Genomic DNA, 17,769 nt, shown 5'->3' with positions numbered 1-17,769 from the left:
CGTTGTCACGCGACCTGCTGGATAATCGCGCGCTGCATGGACCTGCGTTCGCAGGTTCGTTTCACTCTGACTCGAGCATTGTCTGGATCCGTTTGGGGAATCATTACGCCCTCACGGGGTCCGAACAGTGCTCGCCAACCCGGCATTTGTCGCTGGCCGTTGGTTTCATGATCTGTTTTCGGCGAGGGTTGCTCGTGATTGTTAGTCCCCAAAAAGCATCAAGAATCCCCGGCATCCGGCTACGCAAGGCCCTGATGGCCAGTGTGGCAGTGGTCGGCCTGATGAGCGCGGGCCAGCTGTGGGCATTCAATCTTGACGATGTTGCAGCCAAGGCAAAGGATCTGGCCGGCCAGAAGTACGATGCACCAAAAAGCAACCTGCCGGCCGTGTTCCGTGACATGAAGTTCGCGGACTACCAGAAGATCCATTTCCTGCAGGAAAAGGCCGAGTGGGCCAAGGACAAGACCCCGTTCAAGCTGTCGTTCTACCACCAGGGCATGCACTTCGACACCCCGGTGAAAATCAACGAGGTCACCGCATCCAAGGTCGAGGAAATCAAGTACGACCCGAGCCGCTTCGAGTTCGGTGACGTGCCACACGACCCGGAAACCACCAAGAACCTGGGTTATGCCGGTTTCCGCGTGCTGTACCCGATCAACAAGGCTGACAAGCAAGACGAGATCATGACCTTGCTGGGCGCCAGCTACTTCCGCGTGGTCGGCAAGGGCCATGTGTATGGCCTGTCGGCCCGTGGCCTGGCCATTGACACTGCGCTGCCGTCGGGCGAGGAATTCCCGCGCTTCACCGAGTTCTGGGTCGAGAAGCCCAAGCCGGCCGACAAGCACCTGGTGATCTACGCCCTGCTGGATTCGCCGCGCTCCACCGGCGCCTACAAGTTGACCCTGCGCCCGGGCAACGACACCGTGGTCGACGTGCAGTCCCGCGTGTTCCTGCGTGACCAGGTCAGCCGCCTGGGCATTGCCCCGCTGACCAGCATGTTCCTGTTCGGCCCCAACCAGCCGTCCAAGGTCCTCAACTACCGTCCGGCGCTGCATGACTCCGAAGGCCTGTCGATCCACGCCGGCAATGGCGAGTGGCTGTGGCGCCCGCTGAACAACCCGAAACACCTGGCCGTGAGCAACTTCAGCGTCGAGAACCCGCGTGGTTTCGGCCTGATGCAGCGCCAGCGTGCCTTCAGCGATTATGAAGACCTCGACGACAACTACCAGAAGCGCCCAAGCGCCTGGATCGAGCCGAAGGGTGACTGGGGCAAGGGCACCGTCGACCTGGTCGAAATCCCGACTGCAGACGAGACCAACGACAACATCGTGGCCTTCTGGAGCCCGGAGAAACTGCCGGAGGCAGGCAAGCCGATCGAGTACGCCTACCGCCTGCACTGGACCATCGACGAGGCGAAATTCCAGGCGCCTGAGCTGGGCTCGGTCAAGCAGACCCTGCGCTCCACCGGTGACGTCAAGCAGTCCAACCTGATCCGCCAGCCAGACGGCAGCGTGGCCTTCCTGGTCGACTTCGCCGGCCCGGCCCTGGCCGCATTGCCGGAAGACGCCGCAGTGCGCAGCCAGATCAGCGTTGACGACAACGCCGAGGTGGTCGAGAACAATCTGCGCTATAACCCTGAGACCAAGGGCTGGCGCCTGACCCTGCGCCTGAAGGTCAAGGAAGCCAACAAATCCACCGGCATGCGTGCCGCGCTGGTGCGTGATGTGCCGGTCGAGCCCGCCAAGCCTGCCCAGGACGCCAAGCAGGACAAGGCCGCAGCCAAGCATGCCAAGGCCGAGAAAGCCGCCAAGGCTGAGCAACCTGCCAAGGCCGAACAACCTGCCGCCGATGCGGCGCCCACCAACGGGACCCCGGCCACCACCGAGAAGGTGCTGACCGAGACCTGGAGCTATCAGTTGCCTGCCGATGAGTAACTCAAACGCAAGGCCAGTATCGCTTGGCGAGTACCTGGCTCACCTGCCACTGAGTGACGAGCAACGGGCGGAACTCGCCAGTTGCACGTCGTTCAGTGAGCTGCACCAACGCCTGGCGGCCGACCCGGCCGCCAGCCCCACCGACGCCGTGCAGGCCTCGGTGGGCCCGCGCCTCACCGTGGGCAGCGCTGCCGAACTGGAAGACGCCGAAATGCTCGGCGTCGACGGCAGCGGCCGCCTGTGCCTGAAGATCGCCCCACCGATCAAGCGCACCAAAGTTGTGCCTGAGCCTTGGCGCACCAACGTGCTGATCCGCATGTGGAGGCGCATGACCGGCCGCCCCAACGCGCCGCAGCCACCCAAGCGCGAGCTGCCGCCGGCACGCTGGCGCACGGTTGGCTCGATCCGCCGTTATATCCTGCTGACCCTGATGATCGGCCAGACCATCGTCGCCGGTTGGTACATGAAGGGCATCCTGCCGTACCAGGGCTGGTCGTTCGTCGACCTTGACGAAGTCCTCAGCCAGCCGCTGTGGGATACCGTGGTGCAGGTGTGGCCGTATGCCTTGCAAACCTCCATCCTGGTCCTCTTCGGCATCCTGTTCTGCTGGGTGTCGGCGGGCTTCTGGACCGCACTGATGGGCTTCCTCGAGCTGCTCACCGGTCGCGACAAATACAAGATTTCGGGCAGCAGCGCCGGCAACGAGCCAATTGCACCCGAGGCGCGTACCGCGCTGGTGATGCCGATCTGCAACGAAGACGTGCCGCGCGTGTTTGCCGGCCTGCGCGCAACGTTCGAGTCGGTGGCCGCCAGCGGCAACCTCGACCGTTTCGACTTCTTCGTGCTCAGCGACACCAACGACACCGACATCGCCGTGGCCGAACAACAAGCCTGGCTGGACGTGTGCCGTGAAACCAAAGGCTTCGGGCGCATCTTCTACCGCCGCCGTCGGCGCCGGGTGAAGCGCAAGAGCGGCAACCTCGACGATTTCTGCCGTCGCTGGGGTGGCGAGTACAAGTACATGGTCGTGCTCGACGCCGACAGCGTCATGAGCGGCGAGTGCCTGAGCAGCCTGGTGCGCCTGATGGAGGCCAACCCGGACGCCGGCATCATCCAGACCGGGCCGAAAGCTTCGGGCATGGACACCCTCTATGCACGCATGCAGCAGTTTGCCACCCGCGTGTACGGCCCACTGTTCACCGCTGGCCTGCACTTCTGGCAGCTGGGCGAGTCGCACTATTGGGGCCACAACGCGATCATCCGCATGAAGCCGTTCATCGAGCACTGCGCCCTGGCGCCGTTGCCGGGCAAGGGCGCGTTCGCCGGTGCAATCCTTTCCCACGACTTCGTCGAAGCCGCGCTGATGCGCCGTGCCGGCTGGGGCGTGTGGATCGCCTACGACTTGCCGGGCAGCTACGAAGAGCTGCCGCCCAACCTGCTCGACGAGCTCAAGCGCGACCGCCGCTGGTGCCACGGCAACCTCATGAACTTCCGCCTGTTCCTGGTCAAGGGCATGCACCCGGTACACCGTGCGGTGTTCCTTACCGGGGTGATGTCGTACCTGTCGGCGCCGCTGTGGTTCCTGTTCCTGGTGCTGTCGACCGCGTTGCTGGCGACCAACACCCTGATGGAGCCGCAGTACTTCATCGAACCGTACCAGCTCTACCCGCTATGGCCGCAGTGGCACCCGGAGAAGGCCGTGGCGCTGTTCTCCACTACCATCGTGTTGCTGTTCCTGCCCAAGCTGCTGAGCATCATCCTGATCTGGGCCAAGGGCGCTGTCGAGTTTGGCGGACGGGTCAAGGTCACCCTGTCGATGCTGATGGAGATGCTGTTCTCCATGCTGCTGGCCCCGGTGCGCATGATCTTCCACACCCGCTTCGTGCTGGCCGCGTTCCTCGGCTGGGCTGCGACCTGGAACTCGCCGCAGCGTGACGACGACTCCACGCCGTGGGGCGAGGCTATGCGTCGCCACGGCCCGCAAACCTTGCTGGGTATTGCCTGGGCTGGGTTGGTGGCCTGGCTGAACCCGGCCTTCCTGTGGTGGCTGGCGCCAATCGTTGGCTCGCTGATGCTGTCGATCCCGGTTTCGGTGATCTCCAGCCGCACCCGTCTAGGCCTGGCCGCCAAGGACGAGAAGCTGTTCCTCATCCCCGAGGAATACGCCACCCCGCAAGAGCTGCTGGCTACCGACCAGTACACCCACGAAAACCGCTGGCATGCCCTGCATGACGGCTTTGTGCGGGCTGTGGTCGACCCACGGCAGAACGCCCTGGCTTGCGCCATGGCCACTGCCCGTCATGGCCAGGCGGCGCCGATTGAAGCGCTGCGTGCCGAGCGCGTGGCCAAGGCCATGGAAGTCGGGCCTCAAGGGCTGGACCTCAACACCCGCCTGGCCCTGCTCAGCGACCCGGTGGCGCTGGCCCGCCTGCACGAGCAGGTGTGGGCAGAGCACAACGCGGCGTGGATCGATGTGTGGCGCGCTTCTATCAAGAACGACCCGCACTCGCCGCTGTTGCCGCTGCACCCCGAGAACGAAGGCCAACCGGCACTCGTCGGCGCCTGATCGGCCTGGGGCCGCTTTGCGGCCCATTCGCCGGCAAGCCAGCTCCCACAGGTATTGCGCAAGCCTCTGGCCTATGTGAATCCTGTGGGAGCTGGCTTGCCGGCGATGAAGGCTCCCCAATCTTCCTGCCTAATCGGATTTTGGCCAACAAAGTCCCCCCCGGCGCTAGGTCCCCGAGCCGCCATGCGTTAGCATCCCATTCCGATACGACGCCTCGGCCGGTACGGCCGTGCCAACACAATAAGATTCGCTACTTTTCTTGCTAGGGGACTTGGTGATGATCAAGCAATACCTTTCGCGACTGCTGGTCGGTGTAACCGCCCTGGTCGCTGTAACTGCGGCCCAGGCAGGCGCCATCGATGACGCGGTCAAGCGCGGCACCCTCAAGGTGGGCATGGACCCGACCTACATGCCGTTCCAGATGACCAACAAGCGTGGCGAGATCATCGGCTTCGAAGTCGACATTCTCAAGGCCATGGCCAAGTCCATGGGCGTCAAGTTCGAAGCGGTCTCCACGGCTTATGACGGCATCATCCCGGCCTTGCTGACCGACAAGTTCGACATGATCGGCAGCGGCATGACCCTGACCCAGGAACGCAACCTGCGCCTGAACTTCAGCGAACCCTTCATCGTGGTTGGCCAGACCCTGCTGATCCGCAAGGAACTGGCGGGCGAGATCAAGTCGTACAAAGACCTGAACAACGAGAAGTACCGCCTGACCTCCAAGCTGGGCACCACCGGTGAAATGGTCTCCAAGAAGTTGATCGGCAAAGCCAAGTACCACGGCTACGACAACGAACAGGAAGCGGTGATGGACGTGGTCAACGGCAAGGCTGATGCCTTCGTCTACGACGCCCCATACAACGTGGTAGCCGTGGAGAAAGCCGGTGCCGGCAAGCTGCTGTTCCTCGAAGAGCCCTTCACCTACGAGCCGCTGGCCTTCGGCCTGAAGAAAGGCGACTACGACAGCATCAACTTCATCAACAACTTCCTGCACCAGATCAAGCATGACGGGACCTACGATCGTATTCACGACAAGTGGTTCAAGAACAAGGACTGGCTGAAGGACATGGAATAAGGCCCAGGCCACAAGCCCGGCTTTGACCCCGACGCGCAGGCAAACCCTGCGCGTTCGCATTTACGGAAGTACCCCACGTGATCAAACACAAGAAAGCCCAGTGGCCCTGGCACGGGCTGACCGCCCTGGTGCTGGTCGGCCTGGCGATCAGCCTGTACATGGCCACCTCGATGATGTCCTACGAGTGGCGCTGGAACCGCGTACCGCAGTACTTCGCCTACAAGGCTGAAGACGTTCAGCGCGCTGCCGGTTATGGCACCGTGCAGGAGATTGTCATTGCCGGCGATAACGCCCGCGTCACGCTGAAGGACGAGCAAGGTGACGAGCAGGTGCTTGAAGTGGCCAAGGACAGCCTGCAACTGAGCCGCGGCGACGATGTGGCCGAAGGCGACCAGATTGGCGTCACCCGCCATTGGGCAGCCGGCCCGCTGGCCTGGGGCCTGTGGACCACGTTGTGGCTGTCGGTGGTATCCGGCGCGCTGGGCCTGGTCATCGGCTTGTTCGCGGGCTTGTGCCGGTTGTCCAGCAACCCGACCCTGCGTGACCTCTCGACCGTTTATGTCGAACTGGTGCGCGGCACGCCGCTGCTGGTGCAGATCTTCATTTTCTACTTCTTCATCGGCACCGTGCTCAACCTGTCCCGCGAGTTCGCCGGGGTGGCGGCGCTGGCACTGTTCACGGGCGCCTACGTGGCTGAAATCGTCCGTGCTGGCGTGCAGTCCATCACCAAGGGCCAGAACGAAGCCGCGCGCTCGCTGGGCCTGAACGCTGGCCAGTCGATGCGCCACGTGATCCTGCCGCAGGCTTTCAAGCGCGTGCTGCCGCCGTTGGCTGGCCAGTTCATCAGCCTGGTCAAGGACACCTCGCTGGTTTCGGTGATCGCGATCACCGAACTGACCAAGAGCGGCCGCGAGGCCATTACCACCTCGTTCTCGACCTTCGAGATCTGGTTCTGCGTGGCAGGTCTGTACCTGCTGATCAACCTGCCGCTGTCGCACCTGGCCAGCCGGCTCGAGCGGAGGCTTGCGCAAAGTGATTGAAGTCCGTGACCTGCTGAAAGTCTTCGACACCCGTGGCCAAGTGGTACGGGCTGTGGACAATGTCACCACCCAGGTCGCCAAAGGCGAAGTGGTGGTAGTGCTCGGCCCATCGGGTTCGGGCAAGTCCACCTTCCTGCGCTGCCTCAACGGCCTGGAGCATTTCGACCAAGGCCATGTGGCCATCGACGGCCTGCAACTGGCCGACCCGAAGACCGACATCAACGCCTACCGCCGCGAAGTCGGCATGGTGTTCCAGCACTTCAACCTGTTCCCGCACATGACCGTGCTGGAAAACCTGTGCCTGGCGCAGAAGGTGGTGCGCAAGCGCAACAAGGCCGAGCGTGAAGCCAAGGCCCGGGCGTTGCTGGAGAAGGTGGGTATTTCGCAGAAGGCCAACGAGTACCCGTCGCGCTTGTCGGGCGGTCAGCAACAGCGCGTGGCGATTGCCCGTGCCCTGGCGATGGACCCGAAAGTGATGCTGTTCGACGAGCCGACCTCGGCGCTTGACCCGGAAATGGTCGGCGAAGTGCTGGACGTGATGAAGACCTTGGCCCAGGAAGGCATGACCATGGTCTGCGTCACCCATGAAATGGGCTTTGCCCGCGAAGTGGCGGACCGGGTGCTGTTCTTCGACCACGGCAAGCTGCTGGAAGATGCCGCGCCAGGGGCGTTCTTCGATGCGCCGAAGGACCCGCGCGCGCAGGCTTTCCTGCGCCAGGTGCTGTAAAAAGCGGGGGCGCTTTGCGCCCCAATCGCCGGCAAGCCAGTTCCCACAAAAAGCAGGTCAGCGTCATGCCTGTGGGAGCTGGCTTGCCGGCGATTGGGCTGCAAGGCAGCCCCTGTAACCTCAAATGCTGAACCGCCCAACCATCCCCCGCAACTGCTGCCCCAACTGCTCCAGCTCCCCGCTCGAGGCCGCCGTCTGTTCGCTGGCCGCACTGGTCTGATCCGACACATCCCGCACATTGATCACGCTTCGGTTGATTTGCTCGGCCACCACGCTTTGTTCTTCGCTGGCCGTGGCGATTTGCTGGTTCATGCCCTGAATGTTCGACACCGTGTCGGCGATCTGGCTCAGCGCATGCCCGGCCCTGCGGCTCAGCTCCACGCTCTGCTCGGTCAGGTTCTTGCTGCTGTCCAGCAAGCGGGTCACCTCGTCGGTACCGTTGTGCAGGCTGTCGATTAGCTGGCCAATCTCTTCGGTTGCAGTCGAGGTACGCTTGGCCAAACCGCGCACTTCATCGGCCACCACGGCAAATCCGCGTCCGGCTTCTCCCGCCCGTGCCGCCTCGATAGCCGCGTTCAGGGCCAGCAAGTTGGTCTGTTCGGACACCGACTTGATCACATCGAGGATGCTGCCAATACGCTGGCTTTCGCCTGCCAGGTGCTGCATGGCCGTCAGGCAATGGTCCATCTGCCCGGCCAGTTGCTCGATACGGCCGATGGCTTCGGATACGACCTGGTCGCCCACCTGGGCCTGCTGGTCGGCGTTGGTTGCAGCCAGCGAGGCCTGCTCGGCGTTCTGTGCCACTTCCTGAACGGTGGCGCTCATCTGGTTCATGGCGGTGGCCACCTGGTCGGTTTCCTCGCGCTGCTGGTTGATCTTCATTTTGGTGTCCTCGCTGCTGGCTGCCAGCTGTGTGGCGGCCTGTGACAGTTGGCCGATGCCTTGGTCGATACCCCCGATAAGCTCGCGCAGGCTCAAGGTCATCTCGCGCATGCGGCTTTGCAACTGGCCCATCTCGTCACGACGTTGCACCGCGTCAACCTGGCTCAGGTCGCCGTTGGCTATGCGTGCAGCCACGGCCAGCGTCTGGCGCAACGGCTGGGTGATCTGCAAGGTGATCAGCCAGGCGGCCAACACCCCCATTGCGAGTGCCAGCAGCGCTACGCCGGTCAGCAGCGAGCGGGCGGCCAAGGCTTCGCTGTCGCGCTGTTCGATCTTGCGTTCACCCAGTTGCACGCTCACTGCGGCCAGTTCATCACCCATTTGCTCCATCGCATTCTGCAGTTGCTCAACCCGCACGGCCGCGCGGCGGTATTGGTCCAGGCTGGCCCGGTATTTGGCCAACTCGGTACCGGGTTGCTCGGTGAGCGCGTGTGGCAAGCCCAGCGGCTCGAGGTTTTGTAGCAATTGCCCAAGGCTGGTATCGGCGGCGTCCAGCGCACGTTCGCCCACCCGCGTGAATTCCTCGACGGGGGAGAAGGTATAGGCCGGCATCAGGCTTTGCTGGTTAGCGCCATCGACATGCCGGGTGAGGTTATCCATCAGGCTCAGTACGGCACTGCGCTGGCCGTCGGCCGACATGTTCAGCAGGGCCTGGGTCTGTAGATTCTCGATGACCTCGTTCAGCTTATGTTCCTGTGCCTGCATGGTTTCGCGCAGGGCAGTACGTTTGATGACGCTGCTTTGCAGCTCGCTGAAGGTGTCGCGCAGGCGCTGCAGCATCGCCAGCTTCTCGCTCAGTAACTGGCGAGACTCATCAACGTTGCTGCGTTGCTGCAGCGTGGACAGCATGGCGTCCAGCTGGTCAAGGATGCGGGTAACTTGTGCTTTGCTGGCGTCGTCGTTAAGCACGCGATACGTGATGCGCTCTGCGCGCAGGTCTTTGGTGAGGTCGTTGATCAGGCCGATCTCGCTCAGCTGTTCCGAGCGGGTAATGGCGCCATCCAGTGCGCGCCAGCCGCTGAGGGTGGTGGCCAGGGTAAGCAGCAGGACCACCGCAAAGCCGAGGGCCAGCTTGGCAGCGACACTGATGTTGCCGAGCTTGCGGTTGAGGTATCCGAGCATGATGAGTCTCCGTCCATTCAAGAAAGGGGATGCAAGCGCATTGCTGGCATCTCACCTCTGCCAATCGGCAGCGGAGCTGTAGGACTTGACCTGAAAGCCAGGTAGGAAATTTCGCTGCGAACTGTAGGAGGGTTCTGCCCGCACTGGCCTCTTCGCGGGTAAACCTGCTCCTACAGGTACTGCTCAGCCCTTGAAACCTGCGCGATACCTGTGGGAGCGGGTTTACCCGCGAAGAGGCCAGTGCAGGTGATCCATCCCTCAGATCAAAGCTTGAACCGCCCCACCAACCCCTGCAGGTGGGTCCCCAGCCGCGCCAGCTCCACGCTGGAACTGGCCGTCTCTTCACTTGCCGCCGAGGTCTGGTCGGATATATCCCGCACATTCATCACGCTACGGTTGATCTCCTCGGCCACGGCTGTCTGTTCCTCGGCTGCCGTGGCAATCTGCTGGTTCATCGCCTGGATCGACGACACGGTGCGGGTAATGGTCTCCAGCGAGCTGCCGGCGCGGCGGGTCAGCTCGACGCTGCTGTCGGTCAGCTGGCGGCTGTTGTCCATCACGCTGGCCACCCGTTGGGTGCCGCTTTGCAGGCCGGCAATCAGCTCTTCGATCTCTTCAGTCGACTGCTGGGTGCCGCTTTGCAGGCCGGCAATCAGCTCTTCGATCTCTTCAGTCGACTGCTGGGTGCGCTGGGCCAGGCTGCGGACTTCATCGGCCACCACGGCAAAGCCACGCCCGGCCTCGCCGGCGCGGGCGGCTTCGATAGCCGCGTTCAGGGCCAGCAGGTTGGTCTGCTGAGCCACCGATTTGATCACGTCGAGCACGCTGCCGATCTTGTCGCTCTCGGCCTTGAGCTGGTTCATCGCTTCGCTGGAGTTGATCACTTCACCCGCCAGCCGCTCGATCTGTGCCACAGCCTCACCCACCACCCGGTCGCCTTCGCGGGCTTGCTGGTCGGCCATCAGCGCGGCTTCCGAGGCCTGCTCGGCGTTACGGGCTACCTCGTGCACGGTGGCCGTCATCTGGTTCATGGCGGTCGCTACCTGGTCGGTTTCGACCTTCTGGTTGTTGACCCCGGCGCTGGTCTGCTCGGTTACCGCCGACAGCTCCTCTGCGGCACTGGCGATCTGAGTGACACCGTCACCGATGCCGCCGATCAGTTCGCGCAGGCCTTGGGTCATGCGCTGCATGCTCGCTTGCAACTGGCCCAGTTCGTCGCGGCGGTTTACCTGCAGGTTCTGGGTCAGGTCGCCACTGGCGACCCGCTCTGCGGCGCGCAGGGTCTGGCGCAGGGGGATGATGATCTGCCGGGTAATTGCCCATGCCGCCAGCAGGCCGAGGGCCAGGGCCAGCCCGGTGGCCACGGCGAGCAGGGTCTTGGCCTGGGTCGCGCCGGCGTCACGTACGGCGGTTTGCGAAGTGGTCATCGCCTGGCTGGTCTGTAGCAGCAGCGTACCTTGCTCTGCCATGTGCTGCAGGGCCTGCTCGCTGGCGGCCTGGGCATTGCCGAACTGGGTGACCGCATCGCGGTAGCCGCCCATGGCGGTGGCGGCATCGTCGAGACCGGCGGCATGCTCGGCCGGCACTTTGGCCGGCAATGCGCGCAGCTCGGCGAGGGCCTGGTCGATGGCTTTCAGCGCCGTTTGCTGGAACTCGGCATTGCCGCTGTAGGTGTAGCCCCGCACCTGGAAACGCGCTTGTTGCAGCAGGGCGCTGACGTCCACCGCGTGCTGGTACTGGTTGATATCGCCGCCTTGCAGCAGGCCCCGCTGCACGCGGCCGATCAGCTCTGCAGCCTTGTCAGCGCTGTCGCCGAGCACGCTACGGCTGGCCTCGCGGCGCTGGCCGGCATGTTTCAGCTCGTTGAATGCCTGCTGGTAAATGCGCACGGCCTCGCGCTGCTGCTCCAGGCGCTGGCGGTCGGCGGGGTGTTCGATTTGCCCGAGCATCAGCTGCACCTGGCGGTCGAGGTTGGCCAGGGCTTTTTCCAGCTCGGCCACCGACGCGTCATCACTGCGGCGCTCGTAATGCTGGCGGACGATGCGCAGTTCCTGGGTGTACTGCTGGATAACCGAGATGTTACCCAGCTTGTCGCCACGGTCGATGATGCTGTCCATGCCGTGCCAGCCGGCCAGGGTAATAGCCAGGGTCAACAGCAGCACCAGGCCGAAACCCAGCCCCAGTTTGCGATTCACGCTCACATTGCCCAGCGATTGGGCTAACCATTGGTACATGTACGACTCCCCGGCGGCTTGGCAGCACAAATAATTGTTGTGTTGCCAAGGCCATCGGCCCGGGAGGGGGAAACTTGATGGGCGAAAAAACGGCGTTTACGTCAGAAAATACGCGAAAGCAGCGCAGTGACGGCGGTCTCTACCCGCAGGATGCGATCACCCAGCTGCACCGGTGCCAGACCAGCCTTGCCCAGCAGGTCAATTTCGTAGGGGATCCAGCCGCCTTCGGGGCCGATGGCCAGGGTTACGGCTTGTTCCACGGCACGCGGGCAGGCGGGGTAAGGGCCGGGGTGGCCCACAAGGCCCAGGGTACCAGCGGCGATGGCGGGTAGGCGGTCTTCGACGAAAGGCTTGAAGCGTTTCTCGATGATCACCTCGGGCAGCACCGTGTCACGCGCCTGTTCCAGGCCGAGGATCAGGTTGTCGCGAATGCTCTCGGGCTGCAGGAAAGGCGTTTGCCAGAAGCTTTTCTCGACCTTGTAACTGTTCACCAGGATCAGCCGCGATACGCCCAGGGTGGCCACGGTCTGGAACAGCCGTCGCAGCATTTTCGGCCGCGGCACCGCCAGCACCAGGGTCAACGGCAGCTTCGCCGGTGGTTGCTGGTCGAACGCCACTTCAAGTTCGGCCTCGTGCTGTTCCAGGCGCAGCACTGTGGCCTTGCCCATCAGGCCGTTGATACGGCCCACGCGCAGGTTGTCGCCCACCGCTACGCGGTGGATTTCCTGCATGTGGGTAAAGCGCCGATCAGCAAGAACGACGCGGTCGGCCGAGACGAAATCGGCCTCTTCAAGGAGCAACAGATTCACGGTTGGGTCGCTGGTGGCTGGTCGTTGTGGTCGTTGGCTTCTTCGTCGTGGGCACTGCGCTTGCGGATCAGGCTACCGCACAGCACGCCGACCTCGAACAGCAGCCACATGGGCACGGCCAGCAGGGTCTGGGAGAAGATGTCCGGCGGGGTGAGGATCATGCCGACCACGAAGCAGCCGATGATCACGTAAGGGCGGACCTTCTTCAGGTACTTCACGTCGACCACGCCAATCCACACCAGCAGCACCACTGCCACCGGGATTTCGAAGGCGACGCCAAAGGCGAAGAACAGCGTCATCACGAAGTCGAGGTAGTTGGCGATGTCGGTCATCATTGCCACGCCTGCCGGGGTGGCGGCGGCAAAGAAACTGAACATCAGCGGGAACACCAGGAAATAGGCAAAGGCCATACCGGCGTAGAACAGCAGAATGCTCGACACCAGCAGCGGAATGGCGATGCGCCTTTCATGGCGGTACAGACCCGGTGCGATAAAACCCCAGATCTGCTGCAGGATGAACGGGATCGCCAGGAACAGCGAGACGATCATGGTCAGCTTGAACGGCGTCAGGAACGGCGAGGCCACGTCGGTGGCGATCATCGTCGCGTTGGCCGGCAAATGGTCGCGCAGCGGCGCCGAGACCAGGGTGTAGATCTGCTGGGCGAAGGAAAACAGCCCGGCAAAGATCAGGAAAATGACGGCAACACAGCGCAGCAGGCGGGTGCGCAGTTCGGTCAGGTGCGAGACCAGCGGCATCGGCTGGTCGTGTTCCGGATTCTCGCTCATGGGGCTCGCGGCGGTTGAGGCGGTTCAGAGGATGCGACCGGGGTTGCAGGTGCTTCGACCGGCCTGGCCTCAAGCCCGGCAGGTGGCTGCACGCTGGCCGTGGTTACCGGCGGCTGGGCAGGGGGTGTCATCGGGTTGAGGATGCGCTTGGCTTCCTCTTCCATCTGCAGGATGTGCTCGTTGTGCAACTGGCGTCGGATGTCGTCGGCGCCGATTTCGCGCTCGACTTCCATCTTGATGCTGTTGAAGCTGCGTTTGAGCCGGCCGATCCACAGGCCTGCGGTGCGCGCGGCACCGGGCAGGCGCTCGGGGCCGAGCACCAGCAGGGCGACCAGACCTACGAGTAGCAGCTCGCTGAAACTGATGCCGAACATGGGTCAGTCTTTCCGCTGCGGCTCTTGGACCGGTTGGGCCTGGCCTTCGATGGTGTGGCCTTGTTGCGGCTGGGCAGTGTTTTGCACCGGCGGCACAGGCTGGGCAGGCGGCGGAGTCTGCTCGGCCGGCTTGGTCTCTTCTTCGTTCATCGCCTTGCGGAAGCCCTTGATCGACTCGCCCAGGTCACTGCCGAAGTTTTTCAGCTTCTTGGTGCCGAACACCAGGACCACGACGACCAGCAGGACGATCCAGTGTTTCCAGTCAAAAATACCCATGATGCTCTCCTAGAATGCGTTGTGCTCAAGCCGAAGGCTGTCGAGCGGCCTTTTCATCATGCCCGGACAAGCCGAAACGGCGATCCAGTTCGTCGAGCACGGCTTGTGGATGCTGGCCCAGCGCGCTGAGCATCACCAGGCTATGAAACCACAGGTCGGCGGTTTCGTAGATGACATCGCTGTAATCCTTGCTGACGGCAGCGTCCTTGGCGGCAATGATCGTTTCGACCGACTCTTCGCCGAGCTTTTCGAGGATCTTGTTCAGGCCCTTGTGGTACAGGCTGGCGACGTAGGAGCTGTCAGGCGCCGCTTGCTTGCGTTCTTCAAGCACTTCGGCCAGGCGGTTGAGGGTGTCGCTCATGTCAGTGTCCTGCGCTGTAGATGGCTTCCGGGTCCTTCAGGACCGGGTCGACGATTTTCCACTGGCCGTCTTCAAAGACGCGGTAGAAGCAGCTTTCACGGCCGGTATGACAGGCGATATGGCCCAGTTGCTCGACCATCAGGATGATCACGTCGGCGTCGCAGTCCAGACGCAGCTCATGCAGCTTCTGCACGTGCCCGGATTCTTCGCCTTTGCGCCACAGCTTGCCACGCGAACGCGACCAGTAGATGGCGCGCTGTTCGGTGGCGGTCAGCGCCAGCGATTCGCGGTTCATCCAGGCCATCATCAGCACGCGTCCGGTCTTGTGGTCCTGGGCGATTGCCGGCACCAGGCCGTCGCTGTTCCACTTGATCTCGTCCAGCCAGTCTTTCATCGTCGACTCCAAAGCGGGCCCGCTCCTGTATCGGGCCCTTTGCGCTAGTGTGCCAGCCACAGGCGCGGCTGGCTATTGGCGCACGATCAGGTAAAGGCCTGCGGCCAGCATCAGCCAGGCCGGCCAGGCAGCAGGGGCGGCCAGGCTGGCGGCCTCAGCGGCGCCTGCGGCCAGCACCGCGCCACCACCGAGCAGGCCGGCGCCCAGCAGGCGCAGGGCCCAGCGGTCACCCTGGCGGCGGCGTTCCGGCAGTTGCGGATCGTTCAGGTGCGGTTGCGACAGGCGTTCGAGCAGGTCGCGGGCCATGTTGGTCAGGTGCGGCAACTGCTCGACCTGCCCATGAATGTTGCCAAGCACGGCCTTGGGGCTGTAGCGGTCGCGCATCCAGCGTTCGAGGTAGGGTTTGGCGGTGCTCCACAGGTCCAGGTCGGGGTACAGCTGGCGGCCCAGGCCCTCGATGTTGAGCAGGGTCTTCTGCAGCAGCACCAGCTGCGGCTGCACTTCCATGTTGAAGCGCCGCGCGGTCTGGAACAGGCGCATCAGCACCTGGCCGAAGGAAATATCCTTTAACGGTTTTTCGAAGATCGGCTCGCACACGGTGCGGATCGCCGCTTCGAATTCGTTGACCTTGGTATGCGCCGGCACCCAGCCCGAGTCGATGTGCAACTCGGCGACGCGGCGATAGTCACGCTTGAAGAAGGCAAACAGGTTACGCGCCAGGTAGTCCTGGTCCTCGGCGGTGAGGCTGCCGACGATGCCGCAGTCGATAGCGATGTACTGCGGGCTCCACGGCTTGACCGTGCTGACAAAGATATTGCCCGGGTGCATGTCGGCATGGAAGAAGCTGTCGCGGAATACCTGGGTGAAGAATACCTCCACGCCTCGCTCGGCCAGCAGCTTCATGTCGGTACGCTGGTCGGCCAGGGTGGCCATGTCGGTCACCGGTACGCCATAGATGCGCTCCATCACCAGCACTTTAGGGCGGCACAGGTCCCAGTACACCTGGGGCACGTACATAAGCTCGGAGCCTTCGAAGTTGCGCCGCAGCTGGCTGGCGTTGGCAGCCTCGCGCAGCAGGTCGAGCTCGTCGTAGATGGTTTTTTCGTAGTCACCGACGATTTCCACCGGGTGCAGGCGGCGGGCATCGGCCGAGGCGCGTTCGGCGGCCTTGGCAATCAGGAACAACCAGGCCAGGTCCTGGGCGATCACCGGCTTCAGGCCCGGGCGTACCACCTTGACCACCACCTCTTCGCCGGTTTTCAGGCGTGCGGCGTGCACCTGGGCCACCGAGGCCGAGGCCAGCGGTTCGACGTCGAAACGGCTGAACACCTCGCCAACCTTCGCGCCCAGTTGCGCTTCAATCAGTGCCACGGCCTGTTTTGGGTCGAACGGCGGCACACGGTCCTGCAACAGCATCAGCTCGTCGGCGATGTCGGTGGGCAGCAGGTCGCGGCGGGTGGACAGCAACTGGCCGAACTTGATGAAGATCGGCCCCAGGTCCTGCAGCGCCAGGCGCAGGCGCGCGCCACGGCTGAGTTCGGTGGGCTTGCGTGGCAGCCAGCGCCACGGCATCAGCAGGCGCAGACTGGCCAGCCACCAGGGCAGCAAGGGCTGTTCGAACAGCAGGTCATCGAGACGGTAGCGAATCACCACGCGCTGGATGCGAAAAAGACGGCGGACGGCGAGCAGCTTCATGCGTTTTCGCTGGTATCAAGGGATCGGGAGAGGCGCTTGATGCGCGCCTCGAGGCGTTCTGTATCGAGCTTCAGGGCATCGAGTTCACTGAAGGCGGCTTCGGCTTCGCGCTTGCCTACCAGGGTGCGGGACTCTTCGGCCAGGTACTCGGAAAGGTTCTGGCTGAAGCGCGCCAGGCCCTGGCGGGTCCAGCGTGCACGCAGGCGAATGTGGCCTGCCAGCATGGCCGTGGCGACCGGGCCGAGCCAGCGTTGCAGCTCGTGCTCCCAGTCCAGCTCCAGGTCCTGCAGCACGCCGAACAGGTCGAGCAGCACGGCGCTGTCGCCATGCAGTTCTACCTGCGGGCTGTGCAGCACGGCGGTCTTGTCCCTGGCCAGGGCAAGTTGCACCAGGCTGCCGGCCGGTGCGCGCAGGCTGCAGTCGACCCCGCCTTCCCAGTGGGCGGCAAGCATCAGGCCGTCTTCATCGGGCAGGATGAAGACCTGCAGGGCCGGTTGGCGGCAGTCGATCTCGATGACCTTGCCTTCCAGCGCGGCCAGCCGCGGCAGGGCCGTGCTGTCCATGCGCAGGACGCGGTTCAGGCCATGTTCGACGCTGGCGAGCAGCCCGGCCAGCAGCATCAGGGTTTGATCCCCCGGTGCACGGCAACGATGCCGCTGGTCATGTTGTGGTAGGTGACGCGGTCGAAACCGGCCTCGACCATCATGCTCTTCAGGGTTTCCTGGTCCGGGTGCATGCGGATCGATTCGGCGAGGTAACGGTAGCTTTCCGAGTCGTTGGTGATCAGCTTGCCGGCCAGCGGCATGAAAGCGAACGAATAGGCGTCGTAGGCCTTGGACATCAGCTTGCTGGTCGGTTTGGAGAATTCCAGGATCAGCAGACGGCCACCGGGCTTGAGCACGCGTAGCATCGAACGGATGGCTTCGTCCTTGTGGGTGACGTTGCGCAGGCCGAAAGCGATGGTCACGCAGTCGAAGTGGTTGTCCGGGAACGGCAGTTTTTCGGCGTCGGCCTGGACGAACTCGATGTTGCCGGCCACACCGCGGTCCAGCAGGCGGTCACGGCCAACCTTGAGCATCGACTCGTTGATGTCGGCCAGTACCACCTGACCCGTCGGGCCGACCAGGCGCGAGAACTTGGCGGCCAGGTCACCGGTACCGCCGGCGATGTCCAGCACCCGGTTGCCGCTGCGCACGCCCGACAGCTCGATGGTAAAGCGCTTCCACAGGCGGTGCATGCCGCCGGAAAGCACATCGTTCATCAGGTCGTACTTGGCTGCCACCGAGTGGAACACTTCGGCGACTTTTTTCGCCTTCTGGCTTTCAGGTACGTCCTGGTAGCCAAAGTGGGTGGTGGGTTCGGCGTGGTCGCCTTTGCGCTGGTCGTTCATATCGCTTCACCGGAAAAAATTACCGCCATTCTAGGGCGAACG

The 17,769-nt window shown here is 63.4% G+C and carries 16 protein-coding genes and 1 pseudogene; 5 read left to right on the top strand and 12 right to left on the bottom strand.

The window, feature by feature from the left end; all coding sequences use genetic code 11:
- Positions 1 to 194: 194 nt before the first annotated feature.
- The 5 genes from PP4_RS25670 (at position 195) to PP4_RS25650 (ending at position 7,345) form a co-directional block, all read left to right on the top strand.
- Complete coding sequence (locus tag PP4_RS25670) at positions 195 to 1,934, top strand: glucan biosynthesis protein G (protein ID WP_202916033.1); 1,740 nt, start codon at positions 195 to 197, stop codon at positions 1,932 to 1,934.
- Positions 1,927 to 4,500, top strand: a complete 2,574-nt coding sequence (mdoH, locus tag PP4_RS25665; RefSeq protein ID WP_016501999.1) for a glucans biosynthesis glucosyltransferase MdoH — start codon at positions 1,927 to 1,929, stop codon at positions 4,498 to 4,500. Before PP4_RS25670 ends, mdoH begins: the two co-directional genes overlap by 8 nt.
- A 280-nt stretch (positions 4,501 to 4,780) precedes the next feature.
- Complete coding sequence (locus tag PP4_RS25660; protein ID WP_024717349.1) at positions 4,781 to 5,578, top strand: transporter substrate-binding domain-containing protein; 798 nt, start codon at positions 4,781 to 4,783, stop codon at positions 5,576 to 5,578.
- A 77-nt stretch (positions 5,579 to 5,655) separates the two neighbouring features.
- Complete coding sequence (locus PP4_RS25655; RefSeq protein ID WP_016501998.1) at positions 5,656 to 6,618, top strand: amino acid ABC transporter permease; 963 nt, start codon at positions 5,656 to 5,658, stop codon at positions 6,616 to 6,618.
- A complete protein-coding gene (locus PP4_RS25650) occupies positions 6,611 to 7,345 on the top strand; it encodes an amino acid ABC transporter ATP-binding protein (protein ID WP_041168148.1) in 735 nt (244 codons plus the stop codon). Before PP4_RS25655 ends, PP4_RS25650 begins: the two co-directional genes overlap by 8 nt.
- Before the next feature lie 120 nt (positions 7,346 to 7,465).
- On the opposite strand, the gene PP4_RS25645 is transcribed toward PP4_RS25650, so the two are convergent.
- From PP4_RS25645 to ubiE, 12 genes and pseudogenes are all read right to left on the bottom strand, one after another.
- Positions 7,466 to 9,409 (bottom strand): methyl-accepting chemotaxis protein, encoded by a 1,944-nt coding sequence (locus tag PP4_RS25645; protein WP_016501996.1) that lies wholly within the window; start codon positions 9,407 to 9,409, stop codon positions 7,466 to 7,468.
- Positions 9,410 to 9,672: 263 nt separating this feature from the next.
- Positions 9,673 to 10,431, bottom strand: coding sequence for a methyl-accepting chemotaxis protein (locus PP4_RS29955; protein WP_370529845.1), 759 nt, complete (start codon positions 10,429 to 10,431; stop codon positions 9,673 to 9,675).
- A gap of 150 nt (positions 10,432 to 10,581) precedes the next feature.
- A pseudogene (locus tag PP4_RS29950) lies at positions 10,582 to 11,526 on the bottom strand (methyl-accepting chemotaxis protein); the annotation flags it as partial.
- 218 nt (positions 11,527 to 11,744) lie between these two features.
- The gene (locus PP4_RS25635) at positions 11,745 to 12,452 is read right to left on the bottom strand and encodes a 16S rRNA (uracil(1498)-N(3))-methyltransferase (RefSeq protein WP_016501994.1); all 708 of its coding nucleotides are present in this window, start codon (positions 12,450 to 12,452) and stop codon (positions 11,745 to 11,747) included.
- A complete protein-coding gene (gene tatC / locus PP4_RS25630; protein WP_016501993.1) occupies positions 12,449 to 13,237 on the bottom strand; it encodes a twin-arginine translocase subunit TatC in 789 nt (262 codons plus the stop codon). Before tatC ends, PP4_RS25635 begins: the two co-directional genes overlap by 4 nt.
- Positions 13,234 to 13,611, bottom strand: a complete 378-nt coding sequence (gene tatB, locus PP4_RS25625; RefSeq protein ID WP_016501992.1) for a Sec-independent protein translocase protein TatB — start codon at positions 13,609 to 13,611, stop codon at positions 13,234 to 13,236. Before tatB ends, tatC begins: the two co-directional genes overlap by 4 nt.
- Positions 13,612 to 13,614: 3 nt before the next feature.
- Entirely contained in the window at positions 13,615 to 13,887 is a 273-nt protein-coding gene (locus PP4_RS25620) for a twin-arginine translocase TatA/TatE family subunit (RefSeq protein ID WP_016489564.1), read from the bottom strand.
- Between the two features lie 25 nt (positions 13,888 to 13,912).
- Positions 13,913 to 14,248, bottom strand: coding sequence for a phosphoribosyl-ATP diphosphatase (locus PP4_RS25615; RefSeq protein WP_016489563.1), 336 nt, complete (start codon positions 14,246 to 14,248; stop codon positions 13,913 to 13,915).
- Between the two features lies 1 nt (position 14,249).
- Positions 14,250 to 14,642, bottom strand: coding sequence for a phosphoribosyl-AMP cyclohydrolase (gene hisI, locus PP4_RS25610; protein WP_016501991.1), 393 nt, complete (start codon positions 14,640 to 14,642; stop codon positions 14,250 to 14,252).
- A 72-nt stretch (positions 14,643 to 14,714) separates the two neighbouring features.
- Positions 14,715 to 16,337, bottom strand: a complete 1,623-nt coding sequence (gene ubiB, locus PP4_RS25605) for a ubiquinone biosynthesis regulatory protein kinase UbiB (protein WP_016501990.1) — start codon at positions 16,335 to 16,337, stop codon at positions 14,715 to 14,717.
- A complete protein-coding gene (locus PP4_RS25600; protein ID WP_016501989.1) occupies positions 16,334 to 16,957 on the bottom strand; it encodes a ubiquinone biosynthesis accessory factor UbiJ in 624 nt (207 codons plus the stop codon). The genes ubiB and PP4_RS25600 overlap by 4 nt, the downstream gene beginning before the upstream one ends.
- A complete protein-coding gene (gene ubiE / locus PP4_RS25595) occupies positions 16,957 to 17,727 on the bottom strand; it encodes a bifunctional demethylmenaquinone methyltransferase/2-methoxy-6-polyprenyl-1,4-benzoquinol methylase UbiE (RefSeq protein ID WP_016501988.1) in 771 nt (256 codons plus the stop codon). The genes PP4_RS25600 and ubiE overlap by 1 nt, the downstream gene beginning before the upstream one ends.
- Positions 17,728 to 17,769: the final 42 nt, after the last annotated feature.

This window comes from Pseudomonas putida NBRC 14164 (genome assembly GCF_000412675.1).
Taxonomy (GTDB): domain Bacteria; phylum Pseudomonadota; class Gammaproteobacteria; order Pseudomonadales; family Pseudomonadaceae; genus Aquipseudomonas; species Aquipseudomonas putida.
The sequence above is the reverse complement of the archived record's forward strand: the minus strand, read 5'-3'. Positions and strand labels throughout refer to the sequence as shown.

Excerpts from the sequence above, each read along its gene's own strand:
- PP4_RS25620 (WP_016489564.1), bottom strand. The coding sequence starts at position 13,887 with ATGGGTATTTTTGACTGGAAACACTGGATCGTCCTGCTGGTCGTCGTG.
- mdoH (WP_016501999.1), top strand. The coding sequence starts at position 1,927 with ATGAGTAACTCAAACGCAAGGCCAGTATCGCTTGGCGAGTACCTGGCT.
- ubiB (WP_016501990.1), bottom strand. The coding sequence starts at position 16,337 with ATGAAGCTGCTCGCCGTCCGCCGTCTTTTTCGCATCCAGCGCGTGGTG.
- tatB (WP_016501992.1), bottom strand. The coding sequence starts at position 13,611 with ATGTTCGGCATCAGTTTCAGCGAGCTGCTACTCGTAGGTCTGGTCGCC.
- PP4_RS25615 (WP_016489563.1), bottom strand. The coding sequence starts at position 14,248 with ATGAGCGACACCCTCAACCGCCTGGCCGAAGTGCTTGAAGAACGCAAG.
- PP4_RS25645 (WP_016501996.1), bottom strand. The coding sequence starts at position 9,409 with ATGCTCGGATACCTCAACCGCAAGCTCGGCAACATCAGTGTCGCTGCC.
- ubiE (WP_016501988.1), bottom strand. The coding sequence starts at position 17,727 with ATGAACGACCAGCGCAAAGGCGACCACGCCGAACCCACCACCCACTTT.
- PP4_RS25600 (WP_016501989.1), bottom strand. The coding sequence starts at position 16,957 with ATGCTGCTGGCCGGGCTGCTCGCCAGCGTCGAACATGGCCTGAACCGC.
- PP4_RS29955 (WP_370529845.1), bottom strand. The coding sequence starts at position 10,431 with ATGACGGCCACCGTGCACGAGGTAGCCCGTAACGCCGAGCAGGCCTCG.
- hisI (WP_016501991.1), bottom strand. The coding sequence starts at position 14,642 with ATGAAAGACTGGCTGGACGAGATCAAGTGGAACAGCGACGGCCTGGTG.
- tatC (WP_016501993.1), bottom strand. The coding sequence starts at position 13,237 with ATGAGCGAGAATCCGGAACACGACCAGCCGATGCCGCTGGTCTCGCAC.